The organism is Myroides sp. N17-2 (genome assembly GCF_002286775.1).
GTDB lineage: Bacteria > Bacteroidota > Bacteroidia > Flavobacteriales > Flavobacteriaceae > Flavobacterium.
The window spans coordinates 1-19223 of sequence record NZ_NSGJ01000006.1; the positions used below are offsets into that span (position 1 = coordinate 1).

13 protein-coding genes are annotated in these 19223 nt (G+C 34.1%); 8 read left to right on the top strand and 5 right to left on the bottom strand.

Annotated elements, in window-relative coordinates:
* Nucleotides 1-1045 precede the first annotated feature (1045 nt).
* The 5 genes from ybeY to CF599_RS04015 all read left to right on the top strand — a co-directional run bounded on the left by ybeY (nt 1046) and on the right by CF599_RS04015 (nt 8011).
* Nucleotides 1046-1465: an rRNA maturation RNase YbeY gene (gene ybeY, locus CF599_RS03995; protein WP_121964756.1), complete on the top strand. Its 420-nt coding sequence runs from the start codon at nt 1046-1048 to the stop codon at nt 1463-1465.
* A 40-nt stretch (nt 1466-1505) separates the two neighbouring features.
* Complete coding sequence (mnmG, locus tag CF599_RS04000) at nt 1506-3383, top strand: tRNA uridine-5-carboxymethylaminomethyl(34) synthesis enzyme MnmG (RefSeq protein WP_173835511.1); 1878 nt, start codon at nt 1506-1508, stop codon at nt 3381-3383.
* 546 nt (nt 3384-3929) lie between these two features.
* The gene (locus CF599_RS04005; RefSeq protein WP_121964757.1) at nt 3930-4778 is read left to right on the top strand and encodes a bifunctional 2-polyprenyl-6-hydroxyphenol methylase/3-demethylubiquinol 3-O-methyltransferase UbiG; all 849 of its coding nucleotides are present in this window, start codon (nt 3930-3932) and stop codon (nt 4776-4778) included.
* Nucleotides 4779-5046: 268 nt separating this feature from the next.
* On the top strand, nt 5047-5637 hold the full coding sequence (locus CF599_RS04010; RefSeq protein ID WP_121964758.1) for an OmpH family outer membrane protein: 591 nt from the start codon (nt 5047-5049) through the stop codon (nt 5635-5637).
* Between the two features lie 94 nt (nt 5638-5731).
* Entirely contained in the window at nt 5732-8011 is a 2280-nt protein-coding gene (locus CF599_RS04015; protein ID WP_121964759.1) for a helix-turn-helix domain-containing protein, read from the top strand.
* A gap of 41 nt (nt 8012-8052) precedes the next feature.
* Here the strand turns inward: CF599_RS04015 and CF599_RS04020 are convergent, their stop codons facing one another.
* The gene (locus CF599_RS04020; RefSeq protein ID WP_121964760.1) at nt 8053-9201 is read right to left on the bottom strand and encodes a DNA polymerase III subunit delta'; all 1149 of its coding nucleotides are present in this window, start codon (nt 9199-9201) and stop codon (nt 8053-8055) included.
* Nucleotides 9202-9704: 503 nt separating this feature from the next.
* On the opposite strand from CF599_RS04020, the gene pgk reads away from it, so the two are divergent.
* From pgk to CF599_RS04035, 3 genes are read left to right on the top strand one after another with little or no spacing between them, the layout of a single operon-like run.
* Entirely contained in the window at nt 9705-10895 is a 1191-nt protein-coding gene (gene pgk / locus CF599_RS04025; RefSeq protein WP_121964761.1) for a phosphoglycerate kinase, read from the top strand.
* A 56-nt stretch (nt 10896-10951) separates the two neighbouring features.
* Nucleotides 10952-12469 (top strand): lytic transglycosylase domain-containing protein, encoded by a 1518-nt coding sequence (locus CF599_RS04030; protein WP_121964762.1) that lies wholly within the window; start codon nt 10952-10954, stop codon nt 12467-12469.
* A 23-nt stretch (nt 12470-12492) separates the two neighbouring features.
* Nucleotides 12493-13476, top strand: a complete 984-nt coding sequence (locus CF599_RS04035; protein WP_254050232.1) for a DUF4837 family protein — start codon at nt 12493-12495, stop codon at nt 13474-13476.
* A 73-nt stretch (nt 13477-13549) separates the two neighbouring features.
* Here CF599_RS04035 and CF599_RS04040 read toward each other — a convergent pair whose 3' ends face one another.
* The 4 genes from CF599_RS04040 to CF599_RS04055 form a co-directional block, all read right to left on the bottom strand.
* Complete coding sequence (locus tag CF599_RS04040; RefSeq protein WP_121964763.1) at nt 13550-15532, bottom strand: KUP/HAK/KT family potassium transporter; 1983 nt, start codon at nt 15530-15532, stop codon at nt 13550-13552.
* Between the two features lie 98 nt (nt 15533-15630).
* On the bottom strand, nt 15631-16647 hold the full coding sequence (locus tag CF599_RS04045; protein ID WP_254050233.1) for a tyrosine-protein phosphatase: 1017 nt from the start codon (nt 16645-16647) through the stop codon (nt 15631-15633).
* A gap of 145 nt (nt 16648-16792) precedes the next feature.
* Nucleotides 16793-17200 carry a ribonuclease P protein component gene (gene rnpA / locus CF599_RS04050; RefSeq protein ID WP_121964764.1) on the bottom strand — a complete coding sequence of 136 codons (408 nt, stop codon included), beginning with the start codon at nt 17198-17200 and terminating at the stop codon, nt 16793-16795.
* A gap of 120 nt (nt 17201-17320) precedes the next feature.
* The gene (locus CF599_RS04055; protein ID WP_254050234.1) at nt 17321-19216 is read right to left on the bottom strand and encodes a M1 family metallopeptidase; all 1896 of its coding nucleotides are present in this window, start codon (nt 19214-19216) and stop codon (nt 17321-17323) included.
* Nucleotides 19217-19223: the final 7 nt, after the last annotated feature.

The window sequence follows — 19223 nt, forward strand, 5'->3', positions numbered from 1 at the left end:
AAGTTACATTTGTCATAGAGAGAGTGTTTTTTGGTGTGCAACTCAAAGATAATTTGAGATCCTTAATTTACTCTCTTTTTTTTTGCCTTTTTTTAAGCGTTTAGGACGCTATTGATTCATAAAAGTAAAATGTTCCTCGTGGAACATTTTGTTGTAACACCACTTTTTTTAGTTTACTTTATTTTCTTTTCGTAGTTTTTTACTGAAAAGTTTTTTTCGGTGGATTTTATCGTACCTCTTTAGTTTTTCAGAAAATAAACATCTTTTAGAACCCTCTGAGATTTTCATATTTTTTTTTGAATGGGACTTAGTCCGTTTTATCGAAATTATAGCAAGGAGATTAGTTTCTGAAAAAATGTGTGTTTTAATGTTTTTTTTTGTAATCGAAGTGTATGCCGTAGTTGTTCTATTTTGAAAAATCTTTTACACAAAATCTTTTAACGGAATTGTAATAGGGGTAAATCGTTTATACTTCTAGGTTTTTGTGATTAATCAAAGTACGCATCGTAATTGTTCTATTTAGAAAAATATCCTACATAGAATATTTTAAAGGAATAACGCAAGGAGTAATTAATAGTTCTCGATTTGTCTTTTTGTGGTTTAGCTCTCAGTTGTTGATCAAAGGATCTCTTATGATTGTTGTATTTTAAAAAATGTTTCACGTGAAATATTTTAGGGAAGTAGTGGAGGGGTATGGAAATTATTATTTTATAGTTTTCTCGTTTGTTAGTGTAAAGGGAAATGATTTGTGTAACTTTGGCATTCTAATTTTATCTGATTCCTTTACTAGTGGTGATTTTTATTGAAACTTCGCTTTGTGGTTTTGATATTTGAATTTCACTTCGTAGATGCGTAGAATATTGAAAGCTCACGGGGTTGTATTAACTACGACTAAGTATTTTGGTGCGTATTTAAAGGAGTTAAAGCTAATTCATTAGCTATCTGAGTTTTTAATTCGTAAGATTGATATTTTAAGGGCTTTTTAAGTTTATTTTTTATTTTTCCGTGTACCTTTGCAGCAATTATTTTTTAATAGAGAAAAAGAATGATATTTTTTAACTATGAAACTGATTTTCAATTAGTTGATATAACTAAATATGAAGATTGGATAGAAGAGATAGTAACTTCAGAAGGATTAATCTCTGGTGATATCAGTTATATATTTTGTGATGATGAGTTTTTACATGAAATAAATGTAAAATATTTAGATCATGATACATTAACAGATATTATTAGTTTTGATTACTGTGAAGGTAAAATAGTTTCAGGAGATATTTTCTTGTCTGTAGAAAGAGTTCGTGAGAACGCCAAGGAATTTAATGTTGATTTTGATGTTGAGTTACTGAGAGTTATGGCTCATGGTGTGTTACACTACTGTGGATATAAAGACAAATCACCAGAAGACGAGCGTTTAATGCGCTGTAAAGAAGAGGAGAAAATGGCTATGTTCCACGTGGAACAATAGTATTTTCTTAGTAATTTAATTTAATGTTTCACGTGGAACAATGAGTATATTCGCTGATAAATATGATGTAATAGTAGTAGGAGGAGGGCACGCTGGTTCAGAAGCTGCTGCTGCTGCTGCAAATATGGGTTCAAAAACTTTATTGATAACAATGAGTTTGCAGAACATCGCCCAGATGTCTTGTAATCCAGCAATGGGAGGAATCGCTAAGGGGCAAATCGTTAGAGAGATTGACGCTTTAGGAGGGTACTCTGGAATTGTCTCTGATAAAACAGCGATACAGTTTAAGATGCTTAACAAATCTAAAGGACCTGCTATGTGGTCACCTCGTGTTCAGTCGGATCGTATGCGCTTTGCTGAGACATGGAGACTGATGCTAGAGGGGACTCCTAATTTAGATTTTTACCAAGACATGGTACGCTCTCTTATCATTAAGAATCATAAGATAGAAGGAGTAGTTACTAATCTAGGTTTAGAAATAAAAGCTGAAACGGTAATTCTAACTAATGGTACGTTCTTAAATGGACTTATTCATATCGGTGAGAAACAATTCGGTGGAGGTAGAGCTGGAGAGAGTGCTGCTTATGGTATTACTGAAGACTTAGTGAAAGCTGGTTTTGTTTCAGGACGTATGAAGACAGGTACACCTCCGCGAGTAGATGGACGTTCTTTAGATTATAGTAAAATGGAAGTTCAAGGTGGTGATGTTAACCCTTCTAAGTTTTCGTATTTAGATGTAACAAAGCCATTAGTAGAGCAAAGAGATTGCTATATGACGTATACTTCGCCTGAAGTACATGATTTGTTACGTGAAGGATTTGATCGTTCACCGATGTTTACGGGGCGTATTAAAAGTATAGGGCCACGTTATTGTCCATCGATAGAGGATAAGATTAATCGTTTTGCAGATAAGGAAAGACACCAAATATTCGTTGAACCTGAAGGATGGAATACATGTGAGATTTATGTAAATGGGTTCTCTACATCATTACCAGAGGAAGTTCAGTTTAAGGCTCTACGTTCTGTTGCAGGATTTGAGAAAGCTAAAATATTTAGACCAGGTTATGCTATTGAGTATGATTATTTTCCACCTACACAGTTAAAGCATACATTAGAAACTAAATTAGTAGATGGTTTATTCTTTGCTGGGCAGATTAATGGTACTACTGGATATGAAGAAGCAGCTGCACAAGGACTAATGGCAGGTATGAATGCGCACTTAAAAGTACAGCAAAAAGGAGAATTAATTCTTAGAAGAGATGAGGCATATATAGGTGTTCTTATAGATGATTTGATTACTAAAGGAACAGAAGAACCATATAGAATGTTTACTTCTCGTGCAGAATATCGTACACTTTTACGTCAAGATAACGCTGATTTTAGATTAACACCTAAGTCATTTGAATTAGGTTTAGCGTCTGAAAAACGTATGAGAAGAATGGAGCATAAGCAAACTCAAGCTGAAAACTTCGTGCAATTCTTTAAAGAGACAAGTGTAAAACCAGAAGAAGGTAATCCTATATTAGAAGAAAAAGGATCTTCATTAATGGCTCAAGCTGATAAGATGTTTAAGGTATTTTCACGTCCACAAATAGAGTTAGAAGACATTCTTAAGTTTGATAAAGTGAAGACTTATGTAGAGGAACATGACTTAGATCAAGAGATTTTAGAGCAAGCTGAAGTACAAGTTAAGTACTCTGGATATATAGAGAAAGAGAAGAATAACGCTGATAAATTAACTAGGTTAGAGGATGTAAAGATCCCTGATAACTATGACTACGATAAGATAGTATCACTATCATTTGAGTCTAAAGAGAAGTTTAAAAAGATTAGACCTATTACTATATCTCAAGCGTCACGTATTAGTGGAGTAACTCCTACAGATATATCTATCTTACTTATCCATATGGGTAGATAATAGATTAGAAAAAGATTATTTTAGAACTCCTTATTTGTTCCACGTGGAACAAATAAGGAGTTTTTTGTTTAATATAGAATAGAGTTATATAAATATAAAGTAATCATATAAGATTGGTCTGAATTGACTTTTCGTTTATGTGTATATTGCTTATTCTGTGTTTAACTGTAAGTCCACTATTTCAACACCGGTTCAACATTGCTTCAACAATAGGACAATGAATAGGCTTATATGTGGAGTAATCTTAAAGAAGTGTTGAAGTAATTCTAACGATGACAGATTTACTTTATTATCATAGCATAGTATGCTGAAATCAATTTAAACCTATCTTGTGTAATTAATTTTTGCTAATATGTCTATCGTATAATCTAGGTTAAAGTAATTATTTAATAGTGTTCTGTTTTTTAAATCTCGCTTGAGTTTCTTGAAAATAAGTTAGCGTTTGAAATAGTAAATTTTTTAAAGTAGTGGTTATCCTTTTTTGCTTTTTTAGATGGGTGCCTGCTATATGTTGTTTATATTTGTGTGGCTTTTAAAACTACATGGATGGATATAAATGCAAATATTAAGTATATTGAAGTAGAGGATTTCTCTGTATCAAAAGAGAAGTTTGAACTTTATTTAGATGAAACTTATCAGTTGCTAAAAACTGAGCCTGTTCCAGAATTAGATAAATTAGGTTCATACTATGAGAGCCCAGAATATATTTCGCATACAGATAGTAAAAAAACTTTCTTTGATAAAGTGTATCAAATAGTCAAATCAAAAGCTATACAGAATAAGTTTAAAATATTAGAAGATGTACATCCTACTAAAGGATTACTTTTAGATATAGGTTGTGGTACTGCAGAATTTTTAGTTGAAGGAAATAATAGAGGTTGGACTACTTTAGGATTAGAACCTAATCAAAATGCTCGTCAATTAGGAATCGATAAGGGAATCACTATGATTGATAGTTTAGATAATATTAGTGATCATTCAGTAGATGCTATTACCATGTGGCATGTATTAGAACATGTAGTTAATCTAGATGAACAAATAAAATCTCTTCAACGAATCTTAAAAAAAGGTGGGACATTATTAATAGCTGTTCCTAATTATAATTCGTACGATGCTAAATATTATGGTAAGCATTGGGCGGCATTTGATGTACCACGTCACCTTTGGCATTTTAGTCAGTCATCTATTCCTTTACTTTTTAATCCATATCATTTTGAACTTGTAGAAACTTATCCAATGCTGTTTGACAGTTTTTATGTTTCGTTGTTATCTGAACAATATAAGACAGGTAAGAAAAATTGGTTTAAAGCATTTAGCATAGGATTAAAGTCAAATATAGAAGCACGCAATAATTTAGAATATTCTTCTTTGATTTATTACCTTAGAAAGGAATAGGAGGTATATAATCTAATCGGCAGAGGATTTAGAGCTCTAATTAGTTGTATTTCTTGTTTTAAAGCGATTTAAGAGGTTTTAGGTTACGGAGTGGAATGAATATATAGGTGTTTTTAGTTATTATCTAATTAGGTGTTTAAAAAGAGACTGTTTTGATTAAGATTATCTATTTTAATAATGCTTAATGATAGATTTTAATTATATAATAATTATTTTTAGTTAACTGTAAAAAGTTTATTACATTTACAACAGGTTTAAAAAAGCGAAAATGAAAAAAACAATTTTAATGCTAGGTATAGCAGGATTATTATTTTCTTGTAATAATACGGCAACTCCAACATCTGAATTCAAAACTGCTTACGTAGATTCTGCAAAATTGATGAAAGAGTATGATGAGATGAAAGATATGGAATCTAAATACAAGATTCAATCTGAAGAAAAAGGAAAAAGCTTAGAAGCAGAAGTTGCTCAGTTCCAAAGACAGGTTCAAGAGTTCCAAGCTACTGCTCGTCAAAAAGGTCAAGCATGGGCTGAACAAGCTGCTGCTGGTCTTCAAAAGAAAGAACAAGAATTACAATTTAAACAACAAACGCTTATGCAATCTCTACAAAAAGAAAGTGGAGAGGAAATGGAAGCTGTTGTGAAAAAAGTAAAGGAACACATTGCTGAGTACGCTAAGAAGAATAAATTAGAGTATGTATTCAATACTGAAGAAGCTTCTACTGTAATTTACAGTAAAGAAGGTAATGACATCACTGATGCCATGATTAAAGAATTAAATGCTAAGTATAAAGGTAGTGCAACTCCTGCTAAATTAGAGGAGACTAAACCTGCTGCTGCAACTGAAGATAAGAAGTAATTTATTTGAATTACTTTAGAAAAAGCCTCTGTTTTTACAGGGGCTTTTTTAGTTTAGAACAACTTTATTATCGTATTTTGTAAAAAAAATAGGAATGAATAATTTTTCAGCAGAAGCAGAATATGTACTTAAGTTTATTAATGAGACGAACAGGTCGATTTTCTTAACAGGTAAGGCGGGTACTGGTAAAACTACACTGTTAAAGGAAATCATTAACACGACGCATAAGAATGCTGTGATAGTCGCTCCGACTGGAATAGCAGCTCTGAATGCTGGTGGTGTTACGATACATTCATTCTTCCATTTGCCCTTTGCGGCTTTTGTTCCAGATACAAAGAACCCACCTATATTTACGGATACCATTAAGTTTGAGAATAGAGTATCATTAAGACGCCATATGCTAATGAATAATGCTCGTAAGGCCTTGTTTATTAGTATGGAATTATTAGTGATAGACGAGGTAAGTATGCTACGTGCAGACGTATTAGATGCAATGAACTTTATGCTACAGACTGTCCGTAAGAGTCAACAACCCTTCGGAGGAGTACAAGTATTATTTATTGGTGATCTATTACAGTTACCTCCAGTAGTTAATAATCAAGAATGGGATGTTCTTAAACGCTATTACGACGGAGTATTTTTCTTTCATTCTGAAGTAGTACGTCAGTATCCTCCATTGTATATCGAGCTTGAGAAGGTGTATCGCCAGTCAGATCAAGTATTCATTAATCTACTTAATAATCTGCGTAATAATAATGTGTCTAGAGAAGATGTAGCACTGTTAAATCAATACACAAATCCAACTTTTAATATAAAGGATAATCCGGGATATATTACACTTAGTACGCATAATGCTAAGGCAGATCAGATTAATATAGATGCCCTTAAAGGATTGACTACCAAAGAATATAGTTATATGTCTGAAGTAGTGGGAGAGTTTCCGGAGAAGATATACCCTATAGAGGCTAAGTTGTCACTAAAAGTAGGGGCACAGGTCATCTTTATTAAGAATGATCTTTCAGCTGAGAAGCGCTATTATAATGGGAAGATGGGGATCGTGAAGACCCTAACTAAGCACGAGATATTTATAGAGTTTGAGAATAAAGAAGTCATCGAAGTAGAACGCTATGAATGGCAAAACGTAAAATTTACAGTTGATCCTAATACTAAAGAGATCGTAGAGGAAGTTATGGGGACATTCAGTCATTATCCTCTTAAATTAGCGTGGGCTATTACAGTACATAAGAGTCAAGGACTAACGTTCGATAAGGCCATATTAGATGTATCTAAAGTATTCTTACCAGGACAGGCTTATGTCGCTTTATCTAGACTTCGCTCATTAGAAGGACTTGTTTTATTATCGCCTATTCAGATGAACGGCCTTGTCAATGATGGTGACGTAATGAGTTATGCGCAGAATAAAGCAGGAGTTGAAGAACTTAATTTACAACTGCGTTTAGAAACGAAGAACTTCTTAGGTAAGTTCTTAATAGAGACCTATTCGTGGTTTAACTTAAGTACACAGTGGCATTCACACCTACATAGCTATAATACAGAGACAGAACGCAGTAAGAAGAATAGTTTTAGAAATTGGGCTCAGAAGATGAATAACTCTTTAGATGAGATGGTTATACACTCTGAGAAGTTTGTTAATCAGTTGAGAGCGTTGTTTGCAGAAGAGCCATTTAGATTTGAATATACGAAAGAACGTGTGCTTAAGGCGTATGATTATTTCTTTCCTCGTATGGATCATATGGTATTCGAATTGTTGTTTACTATTGCTCAGGTTAAGACAGCTAAGAAATCAAAAGCGTTGTATGATGAGTTAGTACCTCTAGAGGAAACCTTATTAAAGACGGTTATACAAATGAAGAAAGCTTCTATAATGTTGAAACTTATAGAGGAAGATAAGAAGATATGTAAGGAGAATCTACGTTCACTAGAGATAAGTGAATATAAGATTAATCACTTGGTTAATATTGCTAATCTGATACGCAGTACTAAGCTTGGAGTAGAGGAGGAGGAAGATATAGAGATATATTCATCTACACCTAAAAACGGTACTAAGGAGAAGAAGAAATCTACCTTTGTAACTACTTTAGAGATGTGGAAAGAAAATCCAAACATTGAAGATATCGCATTGACTAGAAAGCTTACTACTACGACAATCTATTCTCATTTAGGTAAGTTGATAATGGATGGTCATATAGAACTAAAAGAAGTATTACCAGATGCTCGTATTAAGGAGTTAGAGCAACTTTTTAATAGTAATGAGGGGAAACCTTTATCAGAAATAAAAGCGAGTACAGAAGAGCAGTTTTCGTGGGAAGAGCTTAAACTCTATCAACGTGCTACTTCAGAGAAAAAAGAATAAAACAAAAGGCTGTCACGTATGCTTACGTGACAGCCTTTTGTTTATTTTTTATGGATCAACCTTGTCAGTTTTATAGACAAGTCTGTAAATATCATTTTAGCGTTTCCATTTCGTTCGATATGGTATATAGCATCACCTAGTTCTTTATAGATATCTCCTATATTTCCACCGTTTACGAAGGGTGCAAAGTTCTCAAGTCTAAACTTGTCTACTGTTGTTTTATAGTAGACTAGTTCTGGCGCTTGATAGTTAAGTAATAATGCCTGTCTAAATAACTCTATACAGAACTCTAAGAACTGCTTTTGTTGTTCTCTACCTAAGGCAGCTAACTCTTCACTCCATTCTATTAGTTCTTGTATTACAGCTGCATTTCCCTTAGCTCTAAAGGCTGCTCTAACCCACTGTACGAACCACTTTTCGAAAGGCAAAGCATTCGCTTTGTTATTCATTAAGCTAAGTGCTTTGTTATAACTACCTTGTGCTTGATTAGCTATTATTGCAGCTTCTTGAGGATCGCATTGTTCACGTTGGATTAGTGCTTCTTGTATTTCACTCGTATTTAATGGAGGGAATTTAAGCACCTGACATCTTGATAATATCGTCTGTAGGATGTTCTTCTCATTCTCTGCTATTAGTAAGAATACTGTTTTAGCAGGTGGTTCTTCTAATAACTTTAATAGCTTATTAGACGCTTCAGTGTTTAGCTTATCAGCCATCCAAATGACCATAATCTTATAGCCACCTTCATAAGACTTTAGCGATAGTTTTTTAAGTACTTCACTTGCTTCATCTACACCTATCTGACCTTGCTTATTCTGAATATCTATATGTGTGTACCAATCAAATAGACTACCGTATTTATTAGTCTTAAGAAAAGTACGCCATTGATCTGCGAACAGGTCACTAGTCGCATTTTTCTTTACAGCTTCAGTGTTTGCTACGGGATATACAAAGTGTAGGTCGGGGTGAGCTAGATTATTAAACTTGATATTACAAGCTTCATTTCCACCATTGTTTTCATTACCTACGTTTTTACATAGTAAGTATTGGGCATAAGCGATAGCCATCGGAAGTGTACCTGTACCTTCACCACCAATAAATAACTGAGCATGAGGTACTCTACCTGATGCTGCTGACTGTATTAAGTGATTTTTTAAGAAGGATTGCCCTATAATATCTGAAAATTGCATAAGGCAAAGATAAATTAATTATCAAGTGTTTAAAATATTCAAGGTTATAATTATGTAGGTTTTTATCTACTAAATAGCACCCAAGTTTTAGATTAGTTTCATGCAGAGATTAGTCTTTATTTTTATAGTAAGAGAAGTATATTTAGATTTTAGAAGGATGCTTTTTATAGGCATGGTTTGACTACCTGCAATCAAAAGTGTTATATAGACAGGGATTATTAATCGTTTATTTTGATGTTTTAAGTTGGAATATGTGATTTTACTTAAATATTTGTAAGTTCAGTATATTTTATATTTATGTGTGTAAATAGTTTAATTACGAAAACTTTACTTACATATTCTGAGTTTTTATTATAGTAAATGTATTTTATTGACGTTTTTATGGTATAGTAGCAAGTGCATATTGTTAAAATAATCTCTTAACAATATAATAATCAAGTACTCTCCTATCGAAAAAGATTTATATTTGTGTAACTTATGGTATAATATTTAAATACGTAAAAATGAAATCTATTGATAGTTTTGATTTTAAAGATCAAAAAGTACTAGTTAGAGTTGACTTTAATGTTCCCTTAGATGAGAATTTTAATGTTACAGATACGAATAGAATAGAAGCTGCCAAGCCTACTATCGATAAGATAGTTAAGGATGGAGGAGTAGCTATTCTAATGTCGCATTTAGGAAGACCAAAAGGAGAGCGAAATGACAAGTATTCACTACGTCATATCGTAAGTAAGACTGAAGAGATCTTAGGTCGTAAAGTTACATTCGTAGCTGACTGTGTAGGAGCTACAGTTAAGGATGCTATCGCAGCTAGTAAAGCAGGTGATATCATTTTATTAGAGAACTTGCGTTACTACGCTGAGGAGGAAAAAGGTGATGAAGCATTCTCAAAACAATTAGCTGATTTAGCTGACTTTTATGTGAATGATGCATTCGGTACTGCTCACCGTGCACACGCTTCTACTACTATCGTAGCTAAGTATTTCGGAGAGAAGAAATGCTTTGGTTACTTATTAGCAAAAGAAATAGACAGTTTAAATAAAGTACTTAACAGTACTGATAAACCTGTTACAGCAGTATTAGGAGGGTCTAAAGTATCTTCTAAAATTACGATTATTGAGAATATCTTAGATAAGATTGATCACATGATTATCGGTGGTGGTATGACTTTTACGTTTATTAAAGCGTTAGGTGGTAAAATCGGTAATTCTATCTGTGAAGATGATAAGATCGAACTAGCTTTAGAAATTCTTAAAAAAGCAAAAGAGAAAAATGTACAGATACACTTACCTGTGGATATTATAGCTGCTGACGCATTCGCTGCAGATGCTAATGTACAGGTGGTAGCTGCTAATGAGATTCCTGATGGATGCCAAGGACTTGACGTTGGACCTAAGACTCTAGAGAGCCTTAAGCCTGTGATCGCTGAGTCTAAAATTATCTTATGGAATGGACCATTAGGAGTGTTTGAGATGGAAAAATTTGCTAATGGAACTATCGAACTAGGTAACTTCATCGCTGAGGCTACTAAGAATGGTACTTTCTCATTAGTAGGAGGTGGAGATTCTGTAGCTGCAGTTAAGCAGTTTGGTTTAGCACCTAAGATGAGTTATGTATCTACCGGTGGTGGTGCAATGTTAGAGATGTTAGAAGGACAAGTATTACCAGGAGTAAAAGCAATACAAGAATAATAGTAGATCCCTGCGTTTATGTGTATAGACGCAGGGATTTTTTAATACATAGCGCGATGAATAACAAAGTATTTACTTTATTGGCAATGGGGTTGATCTCGTTCTCCTCGATGGGACAGACTCAACCAAGTACGCCGACCGAAGCTGCAAAGAAGGAGATGGATCCTGCAGTATATCTAGATTCTATCAAAAAGACATTCGTTAACCACGCTAATAGTGCTTCTATCGAGAAGCGTTGGCTTAATGAGTTGTTGAATCAAGATTTGTTTAATGAGTTAGAAAGTGAGTTGGCTGACGCAAACTTCGATGACGAAAATATTCGTTTAGATGAGTTACCTACTGAGCTTTTAAAAGAACGTTTAAAACGATTAAATGAGAAAACGCCATTTAATGTTGAGTACAATGAGACATTAGAAAAGGTGATTAACTCATTCTTAAAGAAGAGAAAACGTTCTTTTGAGAGGTTAATAGGATTATCTGAATACTATTTCCCAATGTTCGAAGAGCAATTAGCTAAACAGAATGTGCCATTAGAAGTAAAATATCTATCTATTGTTGAGTCTGCACTTAACCCAGTAGCTCGCTCTAGAGTGGGGGCAACAGGTCTATGGCAGTTTATGTATCCTACAGGGAAACAGTATAACTTAGAGGTTACATCTTATATAGATGATCGTATTGATCCATTAAAATCTTCAGAGGCAGCAGCTAAGTTCCTTTCTGATTTATATGGTATGTTTGGTGATTGGGATTTAGTGTTAGCATCATATAATGCTGGACCTGGTAACGTGAGTAAAGCTATCCGTCGTTCTAATGGATATACAAACTATTGGAATATTAGACCAAATCTTCCACGTGAAACACAAAACTATTTACCTGCATTCTATGCTACGATGTATATCTTCGAGTATGCTAAAGAGCATGGTATAGTGGCTAAAAAGACACCTATTAGAGTAGTAGAGACGGATACGATAGCAGTTAAGAAAACAATGTCTTTTGACCAAATAGCTAGCTTATTAGATGTATCTAAAGAAGAGATAAGCTTCCTAAATCCGACTTATAAATTAGGTGTGATACCTCATGATAGTGGTAAACAGAATTTCTTAAGATTGCCTATTAAGAAGATTGGTTTAATGGCGTCTAATGAAGCTAAGATATATGCGTATGTTGACTATGTTGATTCTAGAAAAGAGCAACCTAACTACAGCATCGTAGCAGAATCTATTGTTGAGAGTACTTCTGTTAATCCTAGATATCATACGATTAAGAAGGGGGAGAGCTTAGGTAGTATTGCTGGAAAGTATGGACTGTCTCAGACTGAGCTTAAGAAGCTTAATAATATGAAGAGTAGTGTCATCTATCCAGGTAAGAAACTTGTGGTTGGTAAGACAGCTGTAGCTCAAGCATCGGCCTCTAATAAAGGTAGCAAGAGCAACTTCTATACTGTACAGAGAGGTGATTCTTTATCTTCTATCAGTAAGAAGTTCGCAGGGACAACGGTGACTAAATTAAAGTCTTTAAACAATATGAAAGCTTCTGATGCTATCAAGCCAGGAATGAAGTTAAGAGTTAACTAGATTAAAAGTAAAACAAGATAAAAGTGAATAAACTAGGTTGTTATATAGTATTGTTACTTGCTTTAGTAGGTTGTAGAGATAGAACCGTTAATGACAAGATGAGTAATGGTGTAGAGGAACCTAGTCAAGTACTTGTAGTTATTAATGATAGGCTGTGGTATGGTGCTGTAGGAGATAGTATCCGTAAGTATCTAGCAGAGCCTATCGCTAGTATCTCTCCACCAGAATCTAAGTTATTACTAGAGCAGATATCACCTAATATATTCTCTTCTCGTACTAAGGGTAGGCGAAATATTATTGTTTTCTCTGACAATTATAATAGTAGTAGTTTTCAAATGGAGAAGAATAAGTTTGCTGACTCACAGATGTACTTTACTGTTAGTGGAGATTCTAAAGCAGGCCTAGTAAGTGAGTTTAAGAAGAATTCTGATTCAATCGTGAACGCTATTTTAAGCTCTGAATTTGATGTTATAACTAAGCGAATTAAACAAGGTAATGTTGTCGATCCACATTATCTTCAAGATAAGTTTAGAGTGAATCTTACTCTTCCGGCTACTTATAAACTAGTGAGCAATAATGATCATTTTGTTTGGTATAAGAAAGATGTAGCTTCAGGAAGTAGTAATGTACTTATTTATGATATTCCTTTAGCTAGAATAGAAAACAAAGAAAATACAGTTCTAAATAACCTTTTAGCAGTCAAAGACTCTGTTAATGGTAAGTATGTCCACTCTATAGAAGATAATTCATTTATGAGGCCTAATGAGGGATATATACCCACTAATAGAAATGTAACGCGACAAGGACGTAAAGTCTATGAGTTTACGGGTAACTGGGACATGCAGAACAGCTTTATGAGTGGCCCTTATATGAGCTATGCTTTTAGGGATACTGCAGCTAATAGATATTTATTCATCGAAGCTTTAGTCTACAATCCCTCTATGGGAAAACGAAGTATAGTAATGGAAATGGAAGCTATTATAAATACACTTACATTTGACAAATAAGGTATAATATATCAATAAAAAATGAGCGCTTAAACATTGTTTAAGCGCTCATTTTTTATAGTAGAAAGAGAGATTAATATCTTCTCTTAAGGGGGCATTCTTCTATTGGATTTATGATCATCGGGAAGCGTTCTATCGTAACAGCACTACTGTCAAGACCGAAGGCTTTCTCTTCTGATAGAGCAAGCTTTTTAAGCCACTCATACATCGTAAGAATAATCTTCTCATTCGCTGGTAACTCATTGTCATAAGATAGCTCTTTCTCTATCAATACATACTCAAAGTCGGTGTTGATATTGTTCTTTTGAAGAGAGGTATACTTACTAATCACATCTATTTCTCCTTTTTCAACTAGTTCTTTTAATACTAATTTAAGTAGAACACTAATTTTTTGATCGTTTCTAAAACCTAAGTAGAAGTCAACACGGATAATGTTATCAGCTCCCATCTTTTGTATTTTATACTCTAAGTTGTAAGGTTGATCACTTACATTAACGTGTACGAACCAATAGTTATCTGCTCTCTTAGGTCTGCGTTGTGTAATAGAGAATAAGGCTTTATACTCTATTTTAGAACAAGTATTTGAGTTAGTAAGGTAGATAAGATTAGAGGCAAACTTAGGGATGCTTGTATCAGAACTAATATCTACTAATACATCTTTATACTTATCTATAGGAACAAATTCAGTGTAGTTCTTTCTAATCTTCTTACCTAAGTAATTAATGACCATCGTACTAGCTAATAAGGCAGCAATGAATACAGTTACATAACCACCATGCGTAAACTTCTGCACGTTAGCGATGAAGAATGATATCTCTAAAGCTAGATAAGCTGCTTCTACTAATACGATAACAACGATATGTACTCGTTTTAGGTACATATAATATCCTAATAAGATAGTAGTCATAATCATACATAGTGTGATCGCTAGACCATACGCAGCTTCCATATTACCTGATTCTTCGAAATGTAAAACAACGAATACACATCCTAAAAATAGTAACCAGTTTATAGAAGGAATATATAATTGACCTTTTACGTTAGTAGGGAACTTCACTTTTACCTTAGGCCATAAGTTTAAACGGATAGCTTCATTAATTAGTGTAAATGATCCACTGATTAATGCTTGAGATGCGATTACAGCAGCTAAAGTTGCAATAGCAATACCAAATGGTAAGAACCAATCAGGCATAACTAAAAAGAAGGGATTTGCGGGATTAACTTTGTCTGGTGAAAGACTAAGTAGCGTCTGTCCAGAATAATCGATTAAATAAGCTCCTTGTCCAAAATAACACAATACTAGCATTGACTTTACGAATGCCCAAGTGATTCTGATGTTTTTTATCCCACAGTGACCTAAATCGCTATATAATGCTTCTGCACCTGTAGTACATAAGAATACAAAACCTAATACGAAATATCCCTCTGAATGAATAGATAGTAAGTGTACAGCATAATATGGATTTAGTGCTTTAAATACACCAGGATTATCTACTATATGTGTTAATCCAATCACACCGATCATTAAGAACCACAGCGTCATCATAGGGCCAAAGAACTTCCCGATGGCTTTAGTACCGAACTGCTGGATAGCAAATAGGATAAATATAATACCGATAACGATAGGGATAGTTTTAAGATTAGGCTCATAGATTCTTAATCCTTCTACTGCTGACGATATCGAGATAGGAGGGGTGATGATACCATCTGCTAATAGTGCACTACCACCGATGATAGCTGGTATGATTAACCAGCGTTTCTTAAGCCTTTTTACTAAAGTAAAAAGAGAGAAGATACCACCTTCACCATTGTTATCTGCTTTAAGAGTTAAGAAGACATATTTAATTGTAGTCTGTAACGTAAGGGTCCAAAACACACATGAGATAGCTCCTAGGACAATATCTTCACGAATAGTTTCTTTACCAAGAATTGCTTTCATTACATAAAGAGGCGATGTACCGATGTCTCCATAGATAATACCTAAGGTGACTAGTAATGTTCCCAATGTTATTTTACTCAATTGGGAGTGATTGCCATGCGATGAACTTGCTTGCATAAATTTGAGGGTTTAATACTTATAATTTGTAACTATATGGATACTAAAGTGTGACTGCTAGAGTACGTATTTTCATACATACTAACTGACAATATTGATTAGTAAAGATATTTTGATTTTAAAAGAGTGATATCTACTTCTAGTGCTTCTGTCAAAAAACATTCTACAGTACCATAATTCTGTTCTATCGTACTTAATGCTTTAGCTAGATATTGCTCTTGTACTGTAAGTAAAGTTAGTAGTACATTAGCTTGTTCTTCTGCTAGATTAAAGTGGTCTTGTACTTTCTGTAGACTTAGATTAACGAATTTATTAGTCAATAAATAATCCTCTTCTATCGTTTTTTGATCTACTCCTAAAGCAGATAATAGTAGAGCTGCTGCTAATCCCGTTCGATCTTTACCTGCAGTACAGTTAAACATTAATGGAGCTTCAGCTTGTTGTACTTCTTGGAAGAATGCCTTGTATTGGGGCTGATTATGTAAGATTAACTGTTCATTGATATCTATTAATAGTTGTGCAGCAGAGGTGTTATCTCCATCCATGACTATTTGCATTACCATATCTTTACTAAGATTACCAGGAGTAATAGGTAATAAAACTTCATTCAATACAGTGCTAGGCAACAGTGTTTTTTGTTCTTCACTCTCTTGTTCACTTCTAAAGTCTACGATAGTAGTCAGTGGAATAGTGGATAGATAGTGTAAGTCTTGATCAGATAGGCTACTTAGTTGGCCAGAGCGGAATAGGAGTCCCCATTTGACAGTTCTGTTATCAGTAGTAGTATAACCTCCTAAGTCTCTAAAATTAGGTTGACCATCTAACGGAAGCTGTCGTAAACCTTCTACAGTTACTTCTGTATCTGTTTCTAAAGCATAAAGCTCGAAAGTGTTATTTGGTTTACTAGAGATTGTATCTATTGTCTTCAATCCTTCGGCAATATTGATGTCTTTTCTTAAATTTTGCATAGAATTACCACTATATATCCTCCAATATTTCTCAGAGTTAATTATCACAATGTTTTTTGAATTCTCTCCGTCAATCTTTACTTCTAAAGACTGAGCATGCCCTATAGAGCAAACCATCATTAGAATACTTAGTTCTAAATAACGCATGTACATAAACTTATTCTCTAATAAATAGACAATAATTTCTCCGATGCGATGCCTAATTACTAGTATTTAGCGAATAACAGTAGAAACTATTAAGTTAAGTGTTATTCTAATCCGTTGCAAATATATTGTGTAAAATGATATTTATTTAAGAAAGCTCCTCTTTTTTTTCAGTAGTAGCTTCAATGAATTTCTCAAAAAGCTTGACCATTTTATGGTTAATTTCTTGAAATGTCAATCTGTCTTTTGATTGATAAAAGAGCATCATTGAATAAGGTTTATCTTCAGTAATATGATCTAAAAGCATATGCTTATTCAATCTATAAGCTTCGCGTAGTAACCTTTTAAAGTAATTGCGGTCAACTGCCTTTTTATAATGGCGTTTAGATACAGAAACACCTACTTTAAGTGGTAGGTTGTCATCATTAGCTATCTGGACATAGACCATTCTCAGGGGGTATTTAGTCACAGTCTTACCTGTAGTAAATAGTTCCTCAATAGCGATCCTGCTTTTTAGCTTTTCCTTCTTAGGGTATGTAAATTTCTTTTGTTCCATATCAGCGACAAAGGTAACAAAGGAATACGAGATATTTATAAATAAAATGAAAGTAGTGTTTACTGAATTGAGAACCTTTATAAAAGAAAAATGGCGACCCGATTAAGGTCGCCATTTAGCTTATTTATTATAAACACTATTTTCTTGATTTACATCAGCCATAAATTGGCTAGGGTCGATCATAATAGTTTTAATTGTATTCTTAGGTTTATTAATGGTGAATTTATACTCTGGTTGAGCCCATCCCCATCCATCTAGTACAGTTCTTTCGTATTGTACATAAGGGTTTGGTTTAATCCAATGCATTGAAGTGTAAGGAACATAGAATGTTTCTTTTGTTCCATCTTCATATTCAACTAAGATGTCTAATGGCATCCCCATTCTGCCGATTCTACCTAATGTTACTAAAGTTTGATTCTTTTGTAACTCTTCTACGAATAGGATAGAGTAGTCGATTGTATTATTTGTCTGTGTCCAGTCGATCATATATTGATCTAGTACAGCTCCTGATACTTTCTCAGCTACACGTTTAAAGTCATTCGGTGTAGGGTGAGTGAACTTGTACTCGCTGTAATACGTTTTTAGCGTTTTCATCATATTATCCCAACCGATTAAGTAGGCTAACTGAGTTAGGAAAATAGAACCTCTACTGTATGCTGAGATAGAGTAAGCTCTATTAGTCATATAGTGATCAGAATGAGTACTTAATGGCTCTTGCATTCCTTTAGATACTAAGTTATAGTAGCTCTTATATGATGAACCAAAAGGGTTAGTATCTTCCTGTTGATCTTTAGGTAGTACCTTAAGCATTGCTAAGTCTGAAATAAATGAAGTGAACCCTTCATCCATCCATTCGTGCTTAGTTTCATTCGTAGCTAATGCATGTTGAAACCAGCTGTGTGCTAACTCATGTGCAGTAACTCCAGCTAAGCTAGGGAATGAACGCTCTCCTGTGATAAGTGTACACATAGAGTATTCCATACCACCGTCACCACCTTGTATTACTGAATATTGACTGTAAGGGTAAGGCCCTACGTTCTCGTTAAAGAACTTCATTAAATCAGCAGTTACAGGTTGTAACTTTTTCCAGTTTTCTATGATTGATGGGTTGTTTTTGTACAGAAAGTGTAGTTTAACACCGTCTGGACCATTGTATGTATCGTGTATGAATTCTGGATCAGCTCCCCAAGTAAAATCTAATACATTCTTCGCTTTAAAGTGCCAAGTAAGTTCTTTCCCTTTTTTGATAGAGTTGTCATCTATACTTGCATCTTGGTATCCATATCCTACTTCATTGTTATTTACTATTTCTCCAGTACCACCTAAGATATAATTTTTATCTAAAGTAATCTTTACATCGTAATCTCCCCATACACTGTGAAATTCTCTACCTAAATATTGCTCTGCATGCCATCCTTCGAAGTCATACTCTGCTATTTTAGGGAACCATTGAGACATAGATAGTGCTACTCCTTCTTTAGAGTTTCTACCTGCTCTACGGATCATCACAGGAGCTTGACCATTAAAGTTAAGGTTAAATGTAGTAGATGATTTAGGTGCGATTGGCTTTTTAAGGGTTACCTGAAGCACAGTACCTACTTCTTTCGTATCTACTGCTTCACCATCTTGAGTCATTTTAGAGACCTTCATATATCCGATCTCGTTCTCTTTAAGTTTAGTGATTCTACTCTCAAATACCTTACGACCTCTGATCGTTTTCGTATCTACCATACGTGAATCTGGATCTGCTATATTAGATAATAGAGCGTCCATATCACTGTTCGGTTGGAATGCGTTGTAGTATAAGTGAAAGAAAACAGTCTTTAATGTATCAGGTGAATTGTTCGTATAAGTCAGTTTTTGTGTACCTGAATATTGGTATTTTTTTACATCCATCTTCACATCCATTTTATAGTCAACGCTTTGTTGCCAATAACCTGGATTAGGATTGTTTTGTGCCAGTGCATCTATAAGTGAGATAGAGCAAACAGCTAGTGCTAGTAATATTTTTTTCATAATGTGT